General features: G+C 26.8%; 14 protein-coding genes and 7 tRNA genes. 15 read left to right on the top strand and 6 right to left on the bottom strand.

Annotated features, from left to right (window positions below):
- The first annotated feature begins 165 nt into the window (after positions 1 to 165).
- The 4 genes from gyrA to rpsA all read left to right on the top strand — a co-directional run bounded on the left by gyrA (position 166) and on the right by rpsA (position 9,750).
- Positions 166 to 2,694: a DNA gyrase subunit A gene (gene gyrA, locus H7S46_RS01050; protein WP_183042987.1), complete on the top strand. Its 2,529-nt coding sequence runs from the start codon at positions 166 to 168 to the stop codon at positions 2,692 to 2,694.
- Between the two features lie 2,970 nt (positions 2,695 to 5,664).
- The gene (gene pheA / locus H7S46_RS01045; protein WP_183042986.1) at positions 5,665 to 6,753 is read left to right on the top strand and encodes a prephenate dehydratase; all 1,089 of its coding nucleotides are present in this window, start codon (positions 5,665 to 5,667) and stop codon (positions 6,751 to 6,753) included.
- 5 nt (positions 6,754 to 6,758) lie between these two features.
- Positions 6,759 to 8,105, top strand: a complete 1,347-nt coding sequence (gene aroA, locus H7S46_RS01040) for a 3-phosphoshikimate 1-carboxyvinyltransferase (protein WP_183042985.1) — start codon at positions 6,759 to 6,761, stop codon at positions 8,103 to 8,105.
- 118 nt (positions 8,106 to 8,223) lie between these two features.
- A complete protein-coding gene (rpsA, locus tag H7S46_RS01035; protein ID WP_183042984.1) occupies positions 8,224 to 9,750 on the top strand; it encodes a 30S ribosomal protein S1 in 1,527 nt (508 codons plus the stop codon).
- 2,611 nt (positions 9,751 to 12,361) lie between these two features.
- Here the strand turns inward: rpsA and groL are convergent.
- The 5 genes from groL to H7S46_RS01010 all read right to left on the bottom strand — a co-directional run bounded on the left by groL (position 12,362) and on the right by H7S46_RS01010 (position 16,067).
- A complete protein-coding gene (gene groL, locus H7S46_RS01030) occupies positions 12,362 to 14,005 on the bottom strand; it encodes a chaperonin GroEL (protein WP_183042983.1) in 1,644 nt (547 codons plus the stop codon).
- Positions 14,006 to 14,049: 44 nt separating this feature from the next.
- Positions 14,050 to 14,340: a co-chaperone GroES gene (locus H7S46_RS01025; protein WP_183042982.1), complete on the bottom strand. Its 291-nt coding sequence runs from the start codon at positions 14,338 to 14,340 to the stop codon at positions 14,050 to 14,052.
- A gap of 88 nt (positions 14,341 to 14,428) precedes the next feature.
- Positions 14,429 to 15,646, bottom strand: a complete 1,218-nt coding sequence (locus H7S46_RS01020; protein ID WP_183042981.1) for an argininosuccinate synthase — start codon at positions 15,644 to 15,646, stop codon at positions 14,429 to 14,431.
- A gap of 13 nt (positions 15,647 to 15,659) precedes the next feature.
- Positions 15,660 to 15,974, bottom strand: a complete 315-nt coding sequence (grxD, locus tag H7S46_RS01015; RefSeq protein WP_183042980.1) for a Grx4 family monothiol glutaredoxin — start codon at positions 15,972 to 15,974, stop codon at positions 15,660 to 15,662.
- A gap of 20 nt (positions 15,975 to 15,994) precedes the next feature.
- Positions 15,995 to 16,067: transfer RNA gene (locus H7S46_RS01010), tRNA-Ala, on the bottom strand.
- 53 nt (positions 16,068 to 16,120) lie between these two features.
- Between H7S46_RS01010 and H7S46_RS01005 the strand changes: the two genes are divergently transcribed.
- The 11 genes from H7S46_RS01005 (at position 16,121) to H7S46_RS00955 (ending at position 23,278) form a co-directional block, all read left to right on the top strand.
- Positions 16,121 to 16,191, top strand: a tRNA-Cys gene (locus tag H7S46_RS01005).
- Positions 16,192 to 16,206: 15 nt separating this feature from the next.
- Positions 16,207 to 16,289, top strand: a tRNA-Leu gene (locus H7S46_RS01000).
- A gap of 1,437 nt (positions 16,290 to 17,726) precedes the next feature.
- On the top strand, positions 17,727 to 18,497 hold the full coding sequence (locus H7S46_RS00995) for an Mrp/NBP35 family ATP-binding protein (RefSeq protein WP_183042979.1): 771 nt from the start codon (positions 17,727 to 17,729) through the stop codon (positions 18,495 to 18,497).
- Positions 18,462 to 18,535: transfer RNA gene (locus H7S46_RS00990), tRNA-Val, on the top strand. Before H7S46_RS00995 ends, H7S46_RS00990 begins: the two co-directional genes overlap by 36 nt.
- 23 nt (positions 18,536 to 18,558) lie before the next feature.
- Positions 18,559 to 19,188 carry a uracil phosphoribosyltransferase gene (gene upp, locus H7S46_RS00985; RefSeq protein ID WP_183043028.1) on the top strand — a complete coding sequence of 210 codons (630 nt, stop codon included), beginning with the start codon at positions 18,559 to 18,561 and terminating at the stop codon, positions 19,186 to 19,188.
- Between the two features lie 59 nt (positions 19,189 to 19,247).
- Positions 19,248 to 19,320 (top strand) — tRNA-Lys (locus tag H7S46_RS00980).
- 20 nt (positions 19,321 to 19,340) lie between these two features.
- On the top strand, positions 19,341 to 20,786 hold the full coding sequence (locus H7S46_RS00975) for an anthranilate synthase component I family protein (RefSeq protein ID WP_183042978.1): 1,446 nt from the start codon (positions 19,341 to 19,343) through the stop codon (positions 20,784 to 20,786).
- Entirely contained in the window at positions 20,783 to 21,361 is a 579-nt protein-coding gene (locus H7S46_RS00970; RefSeq protein WP_183042977.1) for an anthranilate synthase component II, read from the top strand. The genes H7S46_RS00975 and H7S46_RS00970 overlap by 4 nt, the downstream gene beginning before the upstream one ends.
- Before the next feature lies 1 nt (position 21,362).
- On the top strand, positions 21,363 to 22,385 hold the full coding sequence (trpD, locus tag H7S46_RS00965) for an anthranilate phosphoribosyltransferase (protein ID WP_183042976.1): 1,023 nt from the start codon (positions 21,363 to 21,365) through the stop codon (positions 22,383 to 22,385).
- Positions 22,385 to 23,200 carry an indole-3-glycerol phosphate synthase TrpC gene (gene trpC, locus H7S46_RS00960; RefSeq protein ID WP_183042975.1) on the top strand — a complete coding sequence of 272 codons (816 nt, stop codon included), beginning with the start codon at positions 22,385 to 22,387 and terminating at the stop codon, positions 23,198 to 23,200. The genes trpD and trpC overlap by 1 nt, the downstream gene beginning before the upstream one ends.
- 5 nt (positions 23,201 to 23,205) lie before the next feature.
- Positions 23,206 to 23,278, top strand: a tRNA-Asn gene (locus H7S46_RS00955).
- A 20-nt stretch (positions 23,279 to 23,298) separates the two neighbouring features.
- Here the strand turns inward: H7S46_RS00955 and H7S46_RS00950 are convergent.
- Positions 23,299 to 23,373 (bottom strand) — tRNA-Met (locus tag H7S46_RS00950).
- Positions 23,374 to 24,864: the final 1,491 nt, after the last annotated feature.

The following is a 24,864-nucleotide window of genomic DNA, read 5'->3' as shown; positions in this document are numbered from 1 at the left end:
GTTAGGTTCAAGTTTTAGTGTTAGTTTCAGTGTTCGTTGTATTTTTTATAGGTATTGTAGTGGATAGGTTTTTACGTTTAATTAATACTTTTAATAAGTATGTATTTTTTGTTAAATGTAAATGTTTAATATTTAATGTGGAAATAAAAATAAATAAATAATTCTATGATAGAACAAAATAAAGAAATTTTATCAATTGAAGATGAAATAAAAAAATCATATTTAGACTATGCAATGAGTGTAATTATTTGCCGTGCAATTCCAGATATTCGTGATGGTTTAAAACCTGTGCATCGGCGTGTAATTTTTGCTATGCATGAATTGAATAATATATGGAATAAAAATTATTTAAAATCCGCTCGGATTGTGGGTGATGTGATTGGTAAGTATCATCCACATGGTGACAGTACTGTGTATGATGCAATTGTAAGAATGGCCCAAGAATTTTCTATGAGATATGTACTAATTGACGGTCAAGGAAATTTTGGATCAATAGATGGTGATAATGCAGCGGCAATGAGATATACAGAAGTAAGATTATCTCGAATAACGAGTGAAGTTTTATATGATCTTGAAAAAGCTACAGTGAATTGGGTTGATAATTATGATGGCACTGAAAAAATACCAGAAGTATTACCAAGTCGTATACCTAATTTATTGATTAATGGAACAAGTGGGATTGCTGTGGGTATTGCCACGAATATCCCTCCTCATAATATAAAAGAAGTTATAAATGCTTGTATAGCTTTTGTTGAAAATAATAATCTAACTTTAGAAGATTTAATGAAATATATAAATGGTCCAGATTTTCCAACTTCAGGCATAATTCAGGGAAAGTCTGGAATTTTAGAAGCTTATAAAACAGGAAAAGGTAGTTTTTCTCTACGTGCAAAACATATAATTGAACAAAATAAGATTAAAGAAAATGATAAAATCATTATCACAGAATTACCATATCAAGTTAATAAAGCTAGGCTAATGAAAAAAATAGTGGAGTTAGTAAAACAAAAAAAGTTATATGGTATTAAAGAGCTTAGAGATGAATCAGATAAAGATGGGTTAAGGATTGTTATAGAAATAAAACGCTATGAATCAAGTGAAATGATCTTAAATAATCTTTTTTCACATACGCAACTGGAAGTGATTTATACTATAAATATGGTGGCTGTTGAAAAAGGTAAACCTAAAACATTTAACCTTAAACAAATTATTGAAGCTTTTATTAATCAACGAATAGAAGTAATTAAACGACGTACATTATATGATTTAAAAAAAATAAAAAAACGTAAACATTTGATTGAAGGATTAATAATTGCAATATCAAATTTAAATAGTGTTATAGAAATAATAAAATCAGCTTCTTCTTTTAAGGACGCTAAAAATAAATTAATAAATATAAAATGGAAAAAAAATAATTTATTTAAAGAAATTTTTATAGACTCATATCTATTAACGGAAAATCAAATTAAAGCAATTATGGATTTAAGATTACATCGTTTAACTAGTTTAGAAAGTAAAAATTTTATTGCGGAACATAAAAATATTTTAAAAAAAATAACTACATTAAAACAAATATTGTCTTCATTTGATCATTTAATGGGACTAATTCGTAAGGAATTAATTGAAATAAGTGAAAAGTATGGTGATAATAGAAAAACTACAATCAATTCTCTTGGTACGGAAATAAATACTGTTGATTTGATTAATGAAGAAAAAATGGTAGTTACAGTTTCTAGATTAGGATATGCTAAAATACAACCCATTTCAGTTTATCAATCACAAAAAAGAGGTGGTCGAGGCAAATTAAAATTAGTTACATTTAAAAATGAAGATGAAAATGATAACGATGTAATTGAGTATTTATTAGTTGCTTCTACAAATGATACAATTTTATTGTTTTCTGACAAAGGTAAAATGTATTGGTTGAAAGTTTATGAAATTCCTCAGTTTAGTAGAAATAGAAATGTTAGAGGTAAACTTTTATGTAGTCTACTTTCTTTAGATGCAAATGAAAAAATCACTGCGATTATTGCAATAAATGATGAAAAAAGAAAAAAAAACAATTATATATTTTTTGCAACTGCTTTAGGTAAGGTTAAAAGAACTAATATGAATCAATTTGATAGACACCGTAATTGTGGTATTATAGCGCTTAATTTAGAAGAAAGAGATAGTTTAATAGGTGCTGCTATTACTTATGATAAAGATAATTTAATTATGTTACTTGCTTCAAATGGGAAATCTATTTATTTTAAAGAAAATGAAGTGCGCGCAATGGGACGTAGTGCTATGGGGGTGCAGGGAATGCGTTTATTTTCTAATAATAAAGTTATTAGTTTAATAATCATAAAAAATAACAAAACATCACAACAAAAACATTATATTTTAACAGCTTCAGAAAAAGGATACGGAAAACGTACTATTTTAGAAGAATTTACTTTAAGGAAACGTGGTGGACAAGGAGTAATAGCAATGCGAGTTACAAAACGTAATGGTAACTTAGTATCTGCGATAAAAGTTAAAGAAAGTGATGAAATTATTTTAATAACAAATAGAGGGAAATTAATACGTACTCACGTTAAAGAAATATCTTGTAGAACACGCAATGCTAATGTTCAAGGAGTAAAATTGATACGTCTTAAGAAAGAAGAAAAATTAGTATCTGTTGTTAGATTATGTAAAAATATAAAGTAAAGCTCCGATAGCCAAATAAAAAGCAATAACACAACTATTACATTACAACACCTCTAAACAAAAAGTAAAGCTCAGTAAAATAAAACAAAATCACAACAAATAAAGCATCGAAACTCAATCAACATAACATGTCCTCTCATTTCCATAACACAACTACCCCAAAAAACAAAGTTCTGAACAATTCATACCATAGCAACCCAACAACAATCCAAAAATATCGTAGCAAGACACTAAGCACTTCATATAAAAACAAAGGCTATACAAGCATCAAAAGGGCCATAACAGATAGTAGTCATAAACACAAAACAACCTCAACACAACAGTAAGGCAAAGTAGAGAAAGACAGCACAACAGACCATAAGATAAGTCATAAAAATATGCAAAAGAGAAAGTCATATCAACGAAATTTTCAAGTCAAAAACAGTTAACAGCTACACAACAAAGCATAGCAGATCAATTTAATTTAAAGCTAAGTTCACAACATCGGGGCCGGGGCGGTTATTTACTTTACTTAGTATCATCACATCAAAGTTCAAAACAAAATACAACAACACAAAGCATAACTAAACCTCAACTTAATACAAACCATAACACATTAAACCAATTTAATTTAAACCATTACATTACACAACTTAAATTATATTAAACCAACTTAATCAAAAAACTAAACATACCACAACTTTAAAAACTTACTACACAAAACATTACAAAACAACTTATTACACCAAACTATTACATACCACATAACATAACAAGTTAAGTTAAGTTAAGTTAAAACCAACATTACACAACCACAAAGCATTAATCCAAAAAACACCACAATAAACTAAAACATATACAACTTAAAAAAACTAAACAACATTAACCTAACACAACTTAATACACCAAAACAAACAAACTAAACCACAACTTAAATCAACCTAACCTTACACTAACTCAAATCCAATAACACCAAAAACAATCAAACACATAACAAAGTAACTCAACTCAAAGAAAAAAAACTCAAGTCATCTCATCTCAACAACAATCCAAAGCAACACACTTCAACACAACACAAAGTAACTCACACTAAATTAATTTAATTTACACTAACTTAAAATAACACAACATTACAAAACACCAACACCAAACCATTACATTACACAACATACCACATAACATAACACAACAACTTGAAATGAAATGAAATAACTTAAAATAACTTAAACCAAACCAACTTAAACCAAACCATTACAAACCATTTAAAACATAACTAAACCATTACAAACAAAACAACTTACAACACAAACCACACCACTAAACTATTACAACTTATATTAAACCACATTAAATTACATTACATTAATAACTTACAAAAACTTACTTAACCTAAAACACATTAAAACAATTTAATTTAATTTAAAACAACCTTACAAAGCATAGCACAACACATATCATAACAACACTAATACACTTCATCTCATCTCACTTCAACACAACCCCTTACAACACAACAACTTACACTACACTAAAACAGACCAAATTACATTACAAAACATTAACTCAAAGCAACACACTTCAAAACAAAACAACACAACAACTTACAACACATAACATAACAACTAAACTAACTTAAAAAAAACAATGTAATGTAAACCAACTAAACAAAAACAACATTACATTAAAATACATTAATGTAAACCATTACATAACAAATAAACCATAACTAACTTAAACTTAAACAACATTACAAAACATTACACAACATTACATTACATTACACCACATAACAAGTTAAGTTAAGTTAAAACAACATAACATAAAACAAAACAAACCAAACCATTACACCAAACAAACCACAAACCAACTTAAAATAACTTAAACCAAACCAAACCAAACCAAAACATTACAAACCAACACAAACCATTACAAACCATACCATACCATTACACAAACCAACTTAACTTAATGTAAACCACATAACAAAAACCACAAGTTAAGTTAAAACAAAGCATTAAAAAAACCTAACTCAATCCAACTTACTTATATTACACATAAAATAACATAACAACTTACAAAACATTACACCACATAACATAACACCACTAAACAATCAAATCAAAAACAAGTCAAAAGACTTTAAACCACTAAACTAAACAAAACAAACATACCACACAACACACTTCATCTCAACACAACAACTTAAGTTAAAACAACTTAATGTAAACCACACAAGTTAAGTTAGTGTAAGTTAAGTAAAAACAAATTAATCCAAAACATAACAACTTATATTAAATTAATGTAATGTAAAAAACTAAACACAACCTTACACAAACTATACTTAACTTACATTAATCAAAAAAAACAATTCAAAACACTTCAATCCATTACAAAAGACCTCAACACAAACCAAAACATTAAACCAACTCAACTTACACCACATTACAAAACATTACATTAACACAATACAACTTACAAAACACTAACTTAACTTACACACCATTACATTACACAACATTACATTAACACATAACATAACAACTTAAACAAACTTGTTTTAACTTACACTAACTCAATGTAATGTAATGTAATTTAATCAAAAACAATTCAAAACACTTCAAACCAATACATTACAATACAACTTAATACAATACAAACCAAACAACATTAAACTAAACCACCCCACAAAACACTTCCACACCACACCACATTACAAAGCATTACATTACATTAACTTAATGTAAACCATTACACCACATATCATAACAACTTACACTACACTATAAAATAACACATAACAACTAAACTAAACTTTGTAAACTTATATTAATTTAAACCACAAAACACAACAACAACTTAATAAAACACAAAGCACAGCACATCATTACAAAAATAACATACCTAAAAGCAACTCAACAACAACATCAAAAACTAAACTAAAAGCATCTCATCGATAAAGTAAAGCTAAGGCTAATGTATTAAATAAAAAAAATGAAAAAAGATTTAAAAAAACTTAGAAAATATATAGAAAATATAGAAAAGCAAATAGTAAATTTAATTAGTAAACGTGCTATTTGTGCTCAAAAAGTAGCAAAAATAAAATTATCAAAAGAGCCAAAATTAAAACCTTCTAGCCCTGACCGTGAAAATCAGATTTTAAGAACTATTAAAAAATATAATAAAGGACCATTAGATAATAAAGAAATAACTAGAATATTTAAAAAAATTTTGTCTGCTTGTTTATCTTTAGAATTACCTAATCAAGTAGCATATTTAGGTCCAGAAGGTACATTTACTCAAAAAGCAGTCATTAAACATTTTGGTAAATCAGTAAGAAGTATCCCTGTCAAAAATGTGTTTAAAACAATAGAAAATAAAAAATATAATTATGGTGTTGTTCCTGTTGAAAATTCAACAGAAGGGATCGTTAATAAAACGTTGGATTCTTTTATTACTTCAAAAATAAAAATATGTGGAGAAGTAATACTTTCTATACATCATCATTTGTTAATTGGAAAAAAAAATCTAAATAAAAAAATAGAAAAAATTTATTCACACCAACAATCATTTTCTCAATGTAAAAATTGGTTAAATAATAATTATCCTGGGGTAAAAAAAATTGCAGTAGCGTCAAATGCAGAAGCTTCAAAAATAATTAAATATGAAAATAATAGTGCCGCGATTGCTGGAGATGTTGCTGCTAGTTATTATTCTTTAAAAATAATTGCTCAAAATATAGAAGATCGTATAAATAATTATACAAGATTTTTTATTTTGGCAGATAAAGATGTAACGCCAACAGGGTATGATAAAACATTTTTAATGATAACTATTAAAAATCAAATAGGTTCTTTTTTTTTAATAATAGAACCATTTTATCGTTACAACGTAGATATATTACGATTAACAAACAGACCAGCCCCAGAAAATAAAGGAGTTTGGAATTACATATTTTTTATAGAAATCAAAGGCCATCGTAAATCTAAGCTTATAGCAAGAATATTAGAAGAAATTTCTATGAGAGGTGCAGAAATAAAAATTTTAGGTTCTTATCCTGAACAATTAAAAAAGAGAATATAAGTGATATGAAAAATAAACACAACATAAACAAAAACTTAAACAATGTTAAATATATAGTAACAAGAGCAAGTAAACCAATAAAAGGAAACATCATCGTTCCAGGTGATAAATCTATATCACATAGGGCAATAATGTTTGGATCGTTATCTAATGGTGTGACTAATATAAAAGGATTTTTAGAAGGTTATGATAGCTTAGCTACATTACAAGCATTTAGAGAAATGGGAGTATCAATTTATGGCCCTAAAAATAACAAATTATGTATTTCAGGTGTGGGGATATATGGGTTAAAAAATCCAAACAAACAATTATATTTAGGTAACTCAGGAACAAGTATGAGATTATTGACTGGATTATTAGCAGGACAAAAATTTGACACAACACTGACTGGCGATAAGTCTCTAAATAACAGACCTATGAAAAGAATTGCAAACCCATTAAAATTAATGGGTGCTAAAATAAAAACAGATAAAAAAGGTCTTCCTCCGTTGCAAATAATTGGTAAGAGGCTTAAGGGAATAAAATATATTATGCCAATAGCAAGTGCTCAAGTTAAATCTTGTTTGCTATTATCGGGAATTTATGCGAAAGGTGAAACAAAAATAATTGAAAAGGGTTTAACAAGAGACCACACAGAACGTATGTTAAAAAATTTTGGATATAAACTAAGAAAAAAAGATAAAACGATAACGTTAGTAGGAGGTTCCAATTTACAAGCTAGTAAAATTAAGATACCATCTGATATTTCTTCAGCTGCTTTTTTTTTAGTAGCAGCATCAATCGTACCTAAGTCAGAATTATTATTAGAGAAAGTTGGGATAAATCCTACAAGAATTGGAGTGATTAATATTTTACGTAGAATGGGAGCTGATATTAAATTATTAAATAAAAAAAATTGGAGCAATGAGCCAGTTGCGGATATTAAAATAAAATTTGCGAACCTTAAAGGCATAGATATTCCAATTGATCAAGTACCTTTAGCTATTGATGAATTACCTATATTATTAGTAGCTGCTGCAAATGCAGAAGGCATAACCAGATTACGAGGTGCAGAAGAATTAAGAGTTAAAGAATCAGATAGAATTAGTGTAATGGCAAGAGGGTTTAAAACTATTGGAGTACAAAATAAGGTATATGAGGATGGAATAGATATAATTGGCGCAAAAAAATATAAAGGGGGATATATTAAGAGTTATGGAGATCATCGTGTTTCTATGTCTTTTGCTATAGCTGCTTTGAGATCTACGGATGATATAATTATTGATGATTGTATAAATGTTTCTACCTCTTTTCCTAATTTTAAAACCTTATTAAATAATTTAGGTATAAAAATAAAAGAAGTAAAATATTAGGTAAAGATAAGTAGCTTAAATAAATAAAATAAATTAAAATAAAATATTATTATGGGTCGTGCTTATTGTTTTTTAGTACGGAATTATTAAAAAGTTAATTATGTAGGATTAGATTATTATGAGCGAAAGCTTTGCTGTTTTATTTGAACAATCACTTAATTATATAAATCTTAAACCAGGATCTATAATTAAAGCAACAATAGTTTATATAGAAAAAGATTGGATAAAAGTTAATGCAGGTTTAAAATCAGAAGTAAAAATAAATATTGATCAATTTAAAAATGATAAAGATGAAGTGTGCGTTAAAATTGGCGATAAAATAAATGTAGTGATTGAAACAATAGAAGATGGTTTTGGAGAAACGAGATTATCTCGTTCTAAAGCTAAACGATTAGAAAACTGGAAAAATTTAGAAAAAGCTTTTAATAATAATGAAATCGTTAAAGGAATAATTATTGGTAAAGTAAAAGGTGGATTTACTGTAGATATTAATTCAATACGTGCTTTTTTACCAGGATCCTTAGTTGATATTAGAACAATTAGAGAAACATTGCATTTAGAAAAAAAATATATTGATTTTAAATTAATAAAATTAGATAAAAAAAGAAATAATGTTGTTGTTTCAAGAAGAGCTGTATTAGAAATAGGTAATGAAAGTTTAAAGAAAAAAATAAATAAAGCTAAAGCTATTAAAGGTATAGTAAAAAATTTAACAGATTATGGTGCTTTTATAGATTTAGGTGGTATGGATGGATTACTTCATATTACAGATATGGCATGGAAACGTGTTAAACATCCTTCGGAAATAGTTTCTTTAGGTGAAGAGATTAAAGTAAAGATATTAAGGGTAGATCTTGCCCGTAATCGTGTTTCTTTAGGTCTTAAACAATTAAGTGCTGATCCTTGGAGGAATGTAAAAGTCCGTTATCCTGTGGGAAAAAAAGTAAAAGCATGTATAACTAATATTACGGATTATGGATGTTTTGCAGAGATAGAAGATGGAATAGAAGGTTTAGTTCACATTTCTGAATTAGATTGGACTAATAAAAATATTAATCCGTCTAAATTAGTCAATATTGGTGAAAGAGTAGAAGTAATGATATTAGAAATAGATGAATTAAGAAGAAGAATTTCATTAGGTATCAAACAATGTAAATTAAATCCATGGGAAACTTTTGGTTTAAAATATAAAAGAAATGATCGTGTTAATGGAGTTGTTAAATCAATAACAGATTTTGGCATTTTTGTAGGTTTAAATGGAGGTATTGACGGTTTGGTACATATTTCAGATATATCATGGAATGAATTAGATGATAAAACCATCCGTAACAATTTTCGTAAAGGTAAAATAATAGAAACCTTAATCTTGTCTATTGATCCAGAACGTGAACGTATTTCTTTAAGTGTTAAGCATTTAAAACAAGATCCAATAAATTTTTATTATTATTACAAAGGATCTTTAGTAAATGGAGAACTTCTAGAGATATCTGCTACCGATGTATCTGCCTTAGTAAAATTAAAACCTAATATCCTTGCAAATCTAAATTACAATCCTAAATTTACCCTATGTGATCAACTCGAAGCATATATTCTAAGTGTTGATCTAAAAAATAGAAAGATAACCTTATCTGAAACTGATACCTAACTTACATTACACATTCAAACTTAAAAAACAAACCTCACCAACTTATATTAACTTCCTTATACTTTATTACATTACGACATCACATCACATCACATCAATTCAATTCAATTCAATTCAATTCACACTTAAAACATTATTAAGTTAACTTAAGTTTGTGTAGTTTAATTTGTGTAATTTTTTCCATTAAGTTGTATTAAGTTATTCAAAATAAGTACATCAAATCATAACACTTCATATCAACTTAAAACAATTTAAAACAATTCAAATGACTTCAAACCATTAACTTACAAACCAAAACAAAACATATCATATCATATCATTACATTACATTACAACTTACTCTAAAACACTTCAAAACATCACAACTTAATCCAAAACAATTTAAATCAAATCAAATCATTTCAAAACATAACAACACAATTCATAACAAATAAACTCAAATAAAATAAAAGAACAACTTACATTAAATCAACAAAACAAAAAACACATAACAACTTAATCAAAACCATACCATAACATAACATAAAAAAACATATCATAACATAACACTTCATCTCATCTCACTTCAACACAACAAATAACAACACAATTTAACACACTTCAAAACATCACAATTTAAAACAATTTAATTTAATTTAAAACACTTCATATCAATTTAATCCAAAACAGACCAATTCAAATGACTTCAAAAAATATCAAGTCAAAACAAAAGACTTCATAACATAACAACATAACATAACATAACTTAAAACAAAACAATTCAAAACAATTTAAATCATTTCAAAACACTTCAAAACAAAACAATCAAAACATATCAATTTAAAACAATTTAAAACAAATCAACTCAATTCGTTTCAATTCATTACAAAACATACCACTTCATATCAACTTAAAACAACATAACATAACATAAAACAATTTAAAACACTTCAAAAACAATTCAAAACAACTTAAAACAACATAACATAACATAAAACAATTTAAAACATTTCAAAACAAATGATATCAATTCATTTCATTTCATTTCAAAACATACCATTACAAAAGAATTCAAATCAAATCATTACAAATCGTATCGTATCGTTTCAAAAACAAATCAAAACATACCACTTCATATCAACTTAAAACAACATAACATAACATAAAACAATTTAAATCAAAACACTTCAAAACATAACAACATAACTTAAAACAAAACAACTTAAAACAAAACAAAACAAAACAAAATCGTTTCAATTCATTACAAAACATACCATTACATAACAAATGACATCAATTCAAAACAAATAAAATAAAAGAACAAAACATATCAAAACAAAGCATAACATAACATAACAACTTAAAATAATGTAAAATAAAATAAATTAGTGTAAATTAAATTAACTTAACTTAAACAATTCCAAACCATTCCAAACCAAACCATTACAAACCAACACATAACATAACATAACACCACAACTTAAAACAACATAAACCACACTACATTAACTTACACCACAACAACTTAATCAAAACCACACTACATTAACTAACCTTACACAACAACACTAAACTAAACTACACCTACACTAACTTGACTTAAATTAATAAACCAAACTAAACAAACAATTTAAAACCAATACAAATTAAACCATTACATAACACCACTAAACTAAACTAAACAAACATACCAACTTACATACTTACACTAACTTAATGTAATTTAAACTAATTAAACCATTACATCTCAAAGCAACTTAAAGCAAAGCAAAGCAAAGCAACTTAAAGCAATTTAAATTAAATTAATGTAATTGTTTTTTTGTAAACCAAACTAAACAAACAATTTAAAACTATTACAAAATAAACATACCACTAAACTAAACAAACAAACATTAAACCACACCACTAAACACTTCCACACCATACCATACCATACCATTACAAAACTTACAAAAAAACAAAACAATTAAATTAAATTACATTACATTACATTACATTACATTACATTACAACACACTACACCTCAAAAACAATTCAACTTACACAAACTACACTAAAACACCCAACTTAATCAAAAACAAAACAAAACAAAACAAAACAACTTAACTTACACACCATTACATTACACAACATTACATTAACTTAACCTTACACAAACAATTTAAAACCACACCACTAAACATACCACTAAACCATTACAAAAAAATTAATATAAATTAAATTACAAAGCATTACATTACCCCACATTACATTACAAAATAAATACAACACATTACATTACACCACATAAAAGAACATAACATAACATAACATAACAACTTTAATTATATTAAAGCATAACACAACTCAATAAAAAAAACAATACAAAGCACTACACTACATCGAACAACCCTTAAAAAAAAACTAAAGCATTGCATCTCTTATACTCAATCTCCGTTTTAAAGCAACGTAACTACAATACATAACAACATACATTACTACATAGATAAGACTGTGAGTAAAGTTTTGCATACTGTACACAGAACATAGTTAAGCAACCTCGCATCTAATTTCATAACACAACAGCATTACAAAAAAAACCGAACTGACTGCAAAACAAACAATACAGTACAATAAATGAGAAGAGATTAGATCATAACGTACCGTTCATACCACTCATACCATCATTGGAATGAGGAAGTTTATTATTGTTGTTATCGTCAGGATAATCTGCTATCATAGCTTCAGTTGTAATAATCATACCGCCTATAGAGCCTGCAGACTGTAAAACGGCTCTAGTAACTTTAGCAGGGTCTAAAACTCCCATATTTATTAAATCACCAAACTCTCCTGTAGCAACATTATATCCAAAATTTCCATCACCTTCTTTTACTTTATTAATTATAACAGATGATTCTTCACCTGCATTATTAACAATTTGTCTTAAAGGTGATTCAAAAGCTTTTAGCGCAATTTTTATGCCATGAGTTTGATCTTCATTATTACCTTTTAAGTTTTGTAATTTATTTAATATTCTAATTAAGGCTGTTCCTCCTCCTGCTACAACACCTTCTTCAACAGCAGCACGTGTAGAATGTAAAGCATCTTCTACTCTAGCTTTTTTTTCTTTCATTTCTATTTCAGTAGCGGCACCTACTCTAATAACAGCTACTCCACCAGCTAATTTAGCTACTCTTTCTTGAAGTTTTTCTTTATCATAATCAGAAGTTGTTTCTTCTATTTGTTTTCTAATTTGTTTAACCCTAGATTCTATATCTTTTTCTGAACCAGCCCCATCAATAATTGTAGTATTTTCTTTAGACATAGTAACTCTGCGAGCATTACCTAAATTATTTAATGTTACTTTTTCCAGATTAAGCCCTATTTCGTCAGAAATTACTGTACTGCCTGTAAGTATAGCAATATCTTGAAGCATAGATTTACGACGATCCCCAAATCCTGGAGCCTTTGCAGCGGCTACTTTAACTATACCTCTCATGTTATTAACAACCAATGTCGCTAAAGCTTCACCTTCTATGTCTTCAGCAATAATCATTAAGGGTTTTCCAGATTTAGCTACGCTTTCTAATAAAGGTAATAATTCACGAATATTTGAAATCTTCTTTTCTATAATAAGAATATAAGGTGATTCTAATTCTACCGTCATGTTTTCTTGATTGGTTACAAAATAAGGAGAGATATAACCTCTATCAAATTGCATACCTTCTACAACCTCTAATTCATCTTCAAAACCTCTACTTTCATCTACTGTTATTACCCCTTTTTTACCAACTTTTTCCATTGATTTAGCTATTAATTGACCAATATTATTGTCGCCGTTTGCAGAAATAGTACCCACTTGAGCGATTGACCTTGAATCGGCACACTTTACAGAAATTTTTTTTATTTCTTCAACAGAAGCTACTATAGCTTTATCTATGCCTCTTTTTAAATCCATAGGGTTTCTTCCTGAATTAATTTGTTTAATCCCTTCATTAACTATAGCTTGTGCTAACACTGTGGCAGTTGTTGTACCATCTCCAGCTACATCAGCTGTTTTAGATGCTACTTCTTTTACCATTTGTGCTCCCATATTTTCAAATTTATCTTTTAATTCTATTTCTTTTGCTACAGACACACCATCTTTTGTTATTGTAGGTGCCCCAAATGATTTTTCTAAAACTACATTACGACCTTTCGGACCTAAGGTTGTTTTAACAGCATCAGCAAGTGCATTAACCCCTCTTACCATGCGTGTACGTGCATCTTCAGAAAATCTAATCTGTTTGGCTGCCATAGTGAATGTACCTTTACTTTAATAAAATTTATTTATGTTTTAAATTACTCTATTACACCAAGAATATCAGATTCACTCATAATTAAGAATTCTTCGTTTTCGATTTTTTGTTTTTCTATTCCAAATCCTTCTTTAAATATTACTGTGTCGCCTATTTTAACATCTAAAGGACGGATAGCACCATTATCAAGTATTTTTCCTTTTCCAATAGCTATAACTTCCCCTCTGGTTGGTTTTTCTTGTGCATTACTTGGTAACACAATACCACCAGAAGTTTTTTGTTCTGCTTCTACACAACGAACGATAACACGTTCATGCAAAGGACGTATTTTCATTTTTACGTTCTCCTGTCTCCTGTCTCCTGAATTATCCTTTTTTTTTAGTATTTGTGGATAAATGAGTTTTTTTTCAAGTATAAAAAAATTAAAGACATTTTATATGTTTTTGAATTGCTGAAAGTTTTAAGCATATTGATTTTAATTTTATAAAACTTTCTGCATCTTTTTGTTTATATATACCTTTATCTTCTTCAAATGTAGCATAAGATGAATTAAATAAAGATTGATCTGATTTTCTACCTATTATTATTACATTCCCTTTATATAATTTTATTCTAACAACTCCATTAACATGTTTTTGTGACGTATCAATTAAAGCTTGTAACATCTTTCTTTCAGTAGTCCACCAAAGTCCCTTGTAAATAACTTCAGAATATAAAGGCATTAAAATATCTTTTAATTGTAAGACTTCATGGTCTAAAGTTATAGCTTCTATTGCTTTGTGTGCATGATATAAAATAGTTCCACCTGGACTTTCGTAACATCCTCTAAAATTAATTCCTATATTTCTTTTTTTAACAATATCAATTCTACCTACACCATGTTTGCTACCTAAATTATTTAATTTAATTATTAATTGATGAGGTTGTAAAAATTCATTATTTATTGCAATTGGATCACCTTGCTGAAAAGATAAATCAATATATGTTTCTTTATCTGAAGTATTATTTAAACTATTACTCCATCTCAACATACTATGTTCTGGTTCATTCCATTTATTTTCTAATAATCCACCTTCATAAGAAATATGTAATAAATTATTATCCATTAAATCTGGAAATTTATTTTTTTTAAAAAATTCAATACTTATTTTATTTTGTTTATAAAAATTTATTATTTTTTTGCGGGAAGTTAAATTACATCTCCGAAAAGGTGCTATTATTTTTATAGATGGATTTAATGAAAAAGCACCTACTTCAAATTTTAATTGATTATTACCTTTAAAAGTAGATCCATGTGAAATAATATTTGAATTATTCAATTTAGCGATGTCTATTAATTTTTTAATAATTAAAGGACGTGTTATTACCGTTCCTAAAAGATTTCCATTTTCATAAATTGTATTAGCTCTAAAAATAGGAAAAATATAGTGTTTAATAAAATGTTCTCGTAAATCTTCTATATAAATTTTTTTTACTCCTAATATTTTTGCTTTTTTGTAAATTGATTCAATATCTTTTTTTTTGTGTCCTAAATCAGCAGTAAATGTTATTACTTCATAACCATGATCGACTTGTAACCATTTTACAATAGCCGAAGTATCTACTCCACCAGAATAAGCAATAATAACTTTTTTTGACATAAGTGCACTTACCTTAGCTTTTTTTTATTAATTTTTTTAATTCGCCATTTTTATACATTTCAACGATAATATCACTACCTCCTATTAAATTAGAATTAACCCAAAGTTGAGGAAATGTAGGCCATTTAGAAAATTTAGGTAATTCATATCTAATGTGAATATTTTCTAACACATTTATATATTTAAAATTTTTTAAATATTGTCTTAAAAAGTTAACAGCTTGAGCTGAAAAACGACATTGTGGAAAATTTGGTGTTCCTTTCATATATAAAATTATTTTATTTGTTTTGATTTGTTCTTTTATTATTTCTATAGTTTTATATTTCATAATGAATGATTTTTATATTATGGAGCTTATCGGATTTGAACCGATAACATCAACACTGCCAGCGTTGCGCTCTACCACTTGAGCTAAAGCCCCTTTAAATATATTTTCTTATATAATTTATTATTATATAATATACTTATTAGTTTGGCTGGATGGCAGAATGGTTATGCAGCGGATTGCAAATCCGTTTAAATTGGTTCAATTCCGATTCCAGCCTATATAATGATTTATAGCCCGAATGGCGAAATCGGTAGACGCAGGGGACTTAAAATCCCCCGCCAAATTGGCATGCTGGTTCAACTCCAGCTTCGGGTATGTATGAGGCAATATAAGAGTGTAGTATAAGTAAGGGAAAGATTAAAAGATTTTAGAAAGTTTATCCTTTGTTTTGTTCAATACGAATTAATTAAATTATGTTGACCTTGTTTAGGTTTAGAATTTATCAAAATTATTTAAAGATTTTGTAAATATAAAGTTTTTATTTAAGAAAAATTTTTACTTTTTATTTAAAGCAATTTTTAACAGCACAAAAACTCAACATCAAAGTATTGAAACTTGTCTCGTTTAGGTTATTTCAAATCAACTCAACAACATCTCAACACAACACAAAGCAACTCATTACAAAACTTGCTACATCTAAACGAAACAAAACACCACAAAACAAATAATCCATTACAAAAACACACCATTACAACTAAACTCAAAACAATCCAGACCAGAACGAAATAGTAAAGCATCTCATCTCAATACATAACACAGAACTGCACATCAATTCTAAACACTACACAGCAGCTCAAGTTCAAAGCTTTACTCAAAAGTTGAAAACGTAACTACAATTTATAACATATATTACAATATGCAACAAAGAGTATACAAAAAAAGAAAAACTAATAAGTAAAGCTTAACATCTAAAGACAGAACATAGTCAAACATCAAAGCAGCTCATATCAATGTAACAAAAAGTAAAGGCTAATCACAGCACCGTTATTACAACATCAGTTTATAGTGTGTTACTGAATAAAATAGCATTATAAGTAAAATACATAGCCACGAAAGTATAACAGCATAGAAATAAAAAGCAAAAAAAAAAGCACAGACGGCAACTCAAAGCATTTCAAAAGCAACAGCAAAGACATCAAAAACGCATCGGTTCAGTTCAATTTAATTAAAATAAACGAAATTTAAAGCATAAAGCAACGAATACTCACAGCATATCACTAAAAGAAAAGCAGTAAAGCACAGACTGCAAAATAGAAAGGAAACAATTCAAAACAAAAGTCAAGCATTGCAACTACAAACATAACCATCCTCTCATTTCTTCTCCTCTCGGTTAGGTTCGTTTCAAGATCAACGCAAAGCCTCTAAAAGAAACTAAAAGTTACTTTAAAAAATTTAAAATATTGTAGTTGATTAGTTTTTATATGATAAAGTTTTATATTTGTTTTTTGTTTTTAGAATGTAACATAAGATTTCAGTACTATATATCACATCATCACAAATAAAATAACATTTATTTCCTTAAAAACAAACAAACAAAACAACTTAAAACAGCTTTAATAATAAAAACGCACCCAAAGAAAAATAATATTTATGTTTTTTATAAAATTAACATTGACCTAAAAATATAAATAAAGATCACCATTAGCATTAGGCTACATTTAGTTATATATGCCCTATCTCTACTAAAAAAAATAATTTAAATGGAAGTAACATAATTAAATTGAAAATATTATTTATTTAAGGATTTAATTAATGAACAATATAAATTATATTATTGCTATAGCTTCTGGAAAAGGCGGAGTAGGGAAATCAACAATAACTGCTAATTTGGCCTTAGCTATGAACAAAAAAGGATATAAAGTAGGTTTATTAGATGCAGATATTTATGGTTATAGTCAATCAAAAATATTAAGTGTAAAACAAAATATATTTTTTAATAATAATAAATTAATACAGCCAATTCCATATTATGGAATTAAAGTAATGTCAATGGGTTTTATAGTAAAAAAACAAACAAAAGCTATTATTTGGCGTGGACCAATAATATCTAAATTTTTATTACATTTATTTAATAATACTAATTGGGGATATTTAGATTATTTATTTATAGATATGCCTCCAGGAACTGGAGATATATTATTATCAATATCAAAAAATATTAGTTTATCTGGGGTAATAATTATAACAACACCTCAAGAAATATCAATATTAGGTGCATTTAAAGGAATAAATATGTTTAAGAAAATAAAAATTCCTATAATAGGTTTAATAGAAAATATGAGTTTTTATACATGTAATTGTTGTGGATATTCTAATTCAATATTTAATAATAAATATATTAAAATATTAAAAAAATATAAAATAAAAAAAATTGGATGTTTTCCTTTACATAAATATATTTGTGATAAAAATCCTATTTTAATATCAAAACCAAAATCTAAAATTAGTAGTTTATTTAAATTTATAGCAGATATTATTGATAAAAAAAGGACTATAGCTCAATTGGTTAGAGCACCACGTTGACATCGTGGAGGCAAGCGGTTCGAATCCGCTTAGTCCTATTAATATTAAAAGAGAAATTTCAATGAGTGTTCATGTGATTGAGCATCCTTTAATTAAACATAAACTAGGTTTAATGAGATCTTCAAAAATTAGTACTAAACATTTTCGTGAGTTAGCAAGCGAAATAACAGAACTATTGGCTTATGAAGCTACAAGAGGATTATCAATAGAATTACATAAAATAATAGGATGGGATGGTAAACCTTTAAGTGTTGAAAGAATTAATGGTAAAAATGTTACTATCGTTCCTATATTACGTGCAGGAATAAGTATGATGAATGGTATTACTAAATTAATACCTAGTGCACATATCAGCGTAGTGGGGGTATATCGAAATAAAAAAACTTTTGAAGCTATACCTTATTTTGAAAAATTTGTTAATGCTTTAGATGAACGTTTAGCATTAATAATAGATCCTATGTTAGCAACTGGCGGCTCGATTATTTCTGTAATAAATATGCTTAAAGAAAAAAAATGTAATAAAATAAAAGTTATTGTATTAGTAGCAGCACCAGAAGGTATTAAACGAGTTAAAGAAGCACATTTTGATGTTCAAATTTATACCGCTTCAATAGAAGATAAATTAAATAAATATGGATATATTGAACCGGGTTTAGGTGATGCTGGAGATAAAATCTTTGGAACTAAATAATAAAAGTAGTGTAGTATGGTAATGGTAATAAATCAATAAATAATATAATATGGTAATATGGGTCGTTAGCTCAGTTGGTAGAGCAGTTGGCTTTTAACTAAAAGGTCGTAGGTTCGAACCCTACACGACCCATTTATTTTTATAAAACTTAAATGAAAAGAATTATTATTTTAAAAGAAATTATTTCAGATTTAGACACGCCTCTTTCTCTTTATATGAAAATAGCAAATTATCATTGGACTTTTTTACTCGAATCGATAGAAGGAAAGAAGCAATGGTGTAGATATTCTATAATTGGTTTACGTTGTAATCAAAGAATAGAAATATATAAAAACAAAATTACATTCTTTAAAAATAAAATAAAGATTGAAAAATTAAAAAAAATAGATCCTTTATTTTGGCTATCCACATATATAAAAAAAATAAAACAAACGTTTCTTAATATGAAGAAAAGTAAAACAATTTTGGATGGAGGTTTGGTAGGCTATTTTGGATACGATATAATAAATTTAATTGAACCAACAATAAAATCCTATACACAATATGATCCCATTAATACACCTGATATATTTTTGTTAAGAGCTAATGAAATTTTAATAGTAGATAAATATTCAGGCAGATTAACTATATTAGTGAATGTTAATATATATGATTTTAAAAAGGGTTTAGAGCGTATAAAAATAATATTAAAGAAGCTAAGTCTATGTGCGAACTTTTATAAATCAGAGTTATATACACATTCACATAAAACAAAAACACAAAACTATACACTAAAACCTATATTTTCTAGTTTTAATAAGTTTACTTTTCAAAATTATATTATAAAACTACAAAAATTTATTTATTCCGGAGATGTCATGCAATGTGTACCTTCACAACGCATTATTATACCGTTTTATTCTCAACCATTCAATCTTTTTCGTGCATTAAGAGTTTTAAATCCTTCGCCTTATATGTTGTTTTTTAATTTAAAAGATCATTATGTTGTTGGTTCTTCTCCTGAAATTTTGGTTAAAGTAGATAATAAAACAATTACTTTAAGACCTATAGCTGGTACTATACCTAAACTAAGCTGTCTACATAATGAAATATTAAAGGATTATAAAGAAGTTTCAGAGCATATTATGTTGATTGATTTAGGACGTAATGATATTGGTAAGGTTAGTAGTGCTATAAGAGTTCAAAACCAATTTTTAATAGAAAGCTATTCGCATGTAAGGCACATAGTTTCAACTATATTAGGAATTTTAAAACCTAAAGTCGATCTAGTTGATGTAATTCGCGCTACATTTCCAGCAGGTACTATTTCAGGAGCACCAAAAATAAGAGCTTTAGAAATTATAAATGAAATTGAACCCATAAGGCGTGGTATATATTCAGGAGCAATAGGTTATTTGTCTTGGAATGGTAATATGAATGTAGCTATCACAATTAGAACAGCAATAGTAAAAAATAATAAACTGCATATTCAAGCTGGTGTAGGAATTCTAGAAGAATCTCAATTTAAGAAAGAATGGAATGAAATATTAAATAAAAGTAGCGTTATATTGAAAGCCGCAGTTATAGCCATAGTTGAGGAAAAAGGAGAAAAGGTTTGAGAATTTTAATCGTAGATAACTATGATAGTTTCACTTTTAATCTTGTACATTATTTTATGGAGTTAGGTGTTAAAGTTAATATAATTCGCAATAATCTAAATATAAAAAATATAAAAACCTGTTATTTTACTCATTTAGTTATTTCTCCAGGACCATGTACTCCCAAAAAAGCTGGTTTTTCCATTGAAATAATTAAACATTTTGCAAATAAAATTCCAATATTAGGCATTTGTCTTGGCCATCAAATAATAGGACAAGTTTTTGGTTGTAAAATGATTAAATCAACACAACTTTTTCATGGAAAAACGTCAAGAATTAAACACCATAATAAAGGTTTATTTAAAGGATTACTAAATCCCATAATAGTAAATAGATATCATTCTTTAGTAATTGATAAAAAATATTTACCTGATTGTGTAGAAATTACAGCTCAAACGGATTTTTATGATGTAACTCCAAATGTAATTATGGGGATAAAACATAAACAATATAATATTGAAGGTTTACAGTTTCATCCAGAATCTATTTTATCTTTTCAAAGTCATAAAATAGTTAAAAACTTTATAAAAAAATAATATGATTTATACAATATTAAAACATTTAATAAATAAACAAAATATAAAGTTCAATAATTGTTATAAAATAATTAAAGCTATCATTTTTGGTAAAATAAAATCAACACAAATATCATCTATATTAACAGCGTTAGCTATAAAAAAAGAAACAAGTGAGGAAATCGCAGCAACAGCTAAGGTAATAAATGATTATTATAATTACAATATGACAAATGATAATGTTATGGATTTAGTAGGAACAGGTAGTGACAGTGTCAATTACTTTAATATTTCAACAACAGCAAGTTTGGTTGTTGCTGCTGCAGGTTCAATAAACGTTGCTAAATATGGTAGTAAAAGTATATCATCACATTCAGGAAGTTTAGATTTGCTTAATGCCTTAGGAGTAAACTTAAAATTGAAAAAAAAAGATATTATAAAATGCATCACAAAATTACGTTTAGTTTTTTTAAAATCTGAGTTTAAATATAAAAAAAAAATAAGAAAATTAAGAATGGATTTAAAAATACCTACAATCTTTAATATTATTGGTCCGTTAACAAATCCAATACACCCGTTAAAACAATTAGTTGGTGTATATGATAAAAGGTTATTAAATGTATTATCTAAAGTTTTTATGAAATTAGGTAGTAACACAACCTTAATAATACATTCAAAAGAAGGTTCTGATGAAATATCTTTAAAAAATTCCACTTATATTTCTGAATTAAATAATGGTAAAATAAAAAATTATTTAATAAATCCTAACAATTTTGGAATAAAAAACAAAACATTAGATTTAATAAAAATCAAAAATGTTTTACAAAGTTTAGATATAATAATTAATTCTATACAAGGTAATTTAGGTATAGCTTTTGAAATAATTATTTTAAATTCAGGAACAGCTTTATATGTTTCTGGAGTAGTCAATAATATAAAAAATGGAATTGAATTAGCTAAATATATTTTAATCTCTGGAAAAGCATATGAAAAATTAAAAACCATTGTATATTTTACTAAATGTTTAAATAAAGGTATATTTTAATGAAAATTTTAAAAAATATTATAAAATATAAACGTAATATAATTAATAATTGTATAAAAACTTTATCATTAAAAAAAATACGTAAAGTTTATTTTTTGTATAAAAACCAATTTACAAATAATAATTTTATTAAATCTATAAAAAAAAAACAAAACGAAAATAAAATTTCAATTATCGCAGAAATCAAACGATGTTCACCATCTAAAGGAATTATTGTAGTTAACCAAAATATTGAAAAAATAGCTTTAAATTATTATTTAAATGGAGCTGTGTGTATTTCTATATTAACAGAAAAAAATTTTTTTAAAGGTAGTAAAAAATATATATTAACAGTAAAACAAATTTTTGATTTACCTATTTTATTTAAAGATTTTATTATTGATGAGTATCAAGTGTTTGAAGCACGGTTACTAGGGACAGATTGTATTTTATTAATCGTTTCAATCTTAAAAAATGATTTATTAAAAAAATTGTATAATATAGCTTTATCAATTGGCTTGGATGTATTAGTTGAAATACATAATATTTTAGAATTAGAAGTCGCGTTATTTTCTTTAAATGCAAAATTCATAGGTATAAATAATCGTAATTTATATACTTTTAATACTTCTATTAACATATCCATTTCATTACTTAAATATATACCTTCCAATGTTGTGTTTGTTACAGAATCAGGAATTTTAAATGTTAATGACTTAATAAAATTACAAACTTTTGGTGTTAATGTTTTTTTAATTGGCGAATTTTTATTAAGCAATAATGATTTATTTTTAAAAAAAATACTTGATAAATCTAATAATTATATATTACCATGATAATATCCCCGATAGCTCAGTTGGTAGAGCAAATGACTGTTAATCATTGGGTCACAGGTTCGAACCCTGTTTGGGGAGTTGTTTTAAGCTCAATACAATAGTCACGCCCTGAATTGAACAGGGGACCTCATCATTATGAGTGATGCGCTCTAACCTTACTGAGCTACGTAACTCAATACATGAAAATAACATAACGGATTACAAAAAAGAAGCAGTTAAGTAAAAAAGAAAAGTGAGACAGAAGCAGTTTAAGTTAAGTTTTTTTTTAAGTTTTGAAGTGTTTTAAATTGTTTTGAATTGAGGTTAGGGGTTGTAAGTTGTTGTGTTGTGTTGTGTTGAAGTGTGTTGTTATGAGATGAGATGAAGTGAAGTGTATTAGTGTTGTAAGTTGTTGTGTTGTTATTTGTTGTGTTGTTTTAAATTGTTTTGTTTTGTTTTGTTTTGAGTTGTTTTGTTTTAAGTTATGTTGTTATGTTTTGAATTGTTTTTGAAGTGTGTTGCTTTTCTTTGAGTTGCTTTGAAGTGTGTTAGTTTGTGCTTTGTAAGGTTAAGGTTAAGGTTAAGGTTAAGTTAAGTTAAGGTTGTTTTAAATTAAATTAAATTGTTTTAAGTTGTTTTAAATTGTTTTATGTTATGTTGTTTTGAATTGTTTTGTTTTGTTTTAAGTTATGTTGTTATGTTTTGACTTGTTTTGTTTTTGAAGTGTTTTATGTTATGTTATGTTGTTTTAATTTGTTTTATGTTATGTTATGTTGTTATGTTTTGACTTTTTTTGTTTTGACTTGATATGATTTGAAGTGTTTTAAATTGTTTTAAATTGTTTTGAAGTGTTTTAGTTTAGTTTAGTTTAGGTTAGGTTATGTTATGTTATGTTATGTTAATTTAATTTATTTTAATGTTTTTTTTTGTAAGTGTAGGTGTTATGCTTTGTGGTATGTGTAGAGGTGTGTTAAGTTGTAATGGTTTAGTTTGGATTGTTTTTGTTTTGACTTGTTTTTTTTTTGTAATGTAATGTAATGGTATGGTATGGTATGGTATGGTATGGTATGGTTTGTAATGAATTGTTTTTTTTGATTAATATAATATAAGTTGTATTGAGTTACGTTGAGTTGGTTTAAGTTAAGTTATTTCATTTCAAGTTGTGGTATGTTTGTAATGGTTTGTGTTGTGTTGTGTTGTGTTGAGATGCTTTGAAGTGTATTAGTGTTGTAAGGTGTTGAAGTGTTTTTGCTTTAAGTTTGTAATAGTTTGAATTGAATTGAATTGGTTTACATTAAGTGTGAAGTGAAGTGATGTTGTTTTTTTTCTTTGAGTGTGAGTTGTGTTAAGGTGTTGTTCTTTTCTTTTGAGTTGAAGTTACGTTTTTTGTGGGGTGAGTTTTTTTGAGTTACGTTTTTTTTCTTTGAGTGTGAGTTACTTTGATGTTGAGATGAATTGCTTTGAGGTTTAGTTGAGTTGAGTTGAGATGATATGATATGAATTGTTGTTGTTGTTGTTGTTGAATTGAATTGAATTGAATTGATGTTGATGTTGTTGTTGAAGTGTTTTTATTTTATTTAAGTTGTTTTAAATTAAATTAAATTGTTTTGAAGTGTTTTTATTTGATTTGTTCTTTTATTTGAGGTTTAAATTAATATAAGTTGTAATAGTTTAGTTGTGTTGTT

This window comes from Candidatus Portiera aleyrodidarum (assembly GCF_902713745.1).
GTDB classification, from domain to species: Bacteria; Pseudomonadota; Gammaproteobacteria; order Johnevansiales; family Johnevansiaceae; genus Portiera; species Portiera aleyrodidarum_D.
Note: the sequence above shows the minus strand (reverse complement) of the source record. Positions and strands in the feature narration are given on the sequence as shown.

Excerpts from the sequence above, each read along its gene's own strand:
- H7S46_RS01025 (WP_183042982.1), bottom strand. The coding sequence starts at position 14,340 with ATGAAAATACGTCCTTTGCATGAACGTGTTATCGTTCGTTGTGTAGAA.
- H7S46_RS00975 (WP_183042978.1), top strand. The coding sequence starts at position 19,341 with ATGAAAAGAATTATTATTTTAAAAGAAATTATTTCAGATTTAGACACG.
- trpD (WP_183042976.1), top strand. The coding sequence starts at position 21,363 with ATGATTTATACAATATTAAAACATTTAATAAATAAACAAAATATAAAG.
- rpsA (WP_183042984.1), top strand. The coding sequence starts at position 8,224 with ATGAGCGAAAGCTTTGCTGTTTTATTTGAACAATCACTTAATTATATA.
- upp (WP_183043028.1), top strand. The coding sequence starts at position 18,559 with ATGAGTGTTCATGTGATTGAGCATCCTTTAATTAAACATAAACTAGGT.
- aroA (WP_183042985.1), top strand. The coding sequence starts at position 6,759 with ATGAAAAATAAACACAACATAAACAAAAACTTAAACAATGTTAAATAT.
- groL (WP_183042983.1), bottom strand. The coding sequence starts at position 14,005 with ATGGCAGCCAAACAGATTAGATTTTCTGAAGATGCACGTACACGCATG.
- trpC (WP_183042975.1), top strand. The coding sequence starts at position 22,385 with ATGAAAATTTTAAAAAATATTATAAAATATAAACGTAATATAATTAAT.
- pheA (WP_183042986.1), top strand. The coding sequence starts at position 5,665 with ATGAAAAAAGATTTAAAAAAACTTAGAAAATATATAGAAAATATAGAA.
- gyrA (WP_183042987.1), top strand. The coding sequence starts at position 166 with ATGATAGAACAAAATAAAGAAATTTTATCAATTGAAGATGAAATAAAA.
- H7S46_RS01020 (WP_183042981.1), bottom strand. The coding sequence starts at position 15,646 with ATGTCAAAAAAAGTTATTATTGCTTATTCTGGTGGAGTAGATACTTCG.
- H7S46_RS00995 (WP_183042979.1), top strand. The coding sequence starts at position 17,727 with ATGAACAATATAAATTATATTATTGCTATAGCTTCTGGAAAAGGCGGA.
- grxD (WP_183042980.1), bottom strand. The coding sequence starts at position 15,974 with ATGAAATATAAAACTATAGAAATAATAAAAGAACAAATCAAAACAAAT.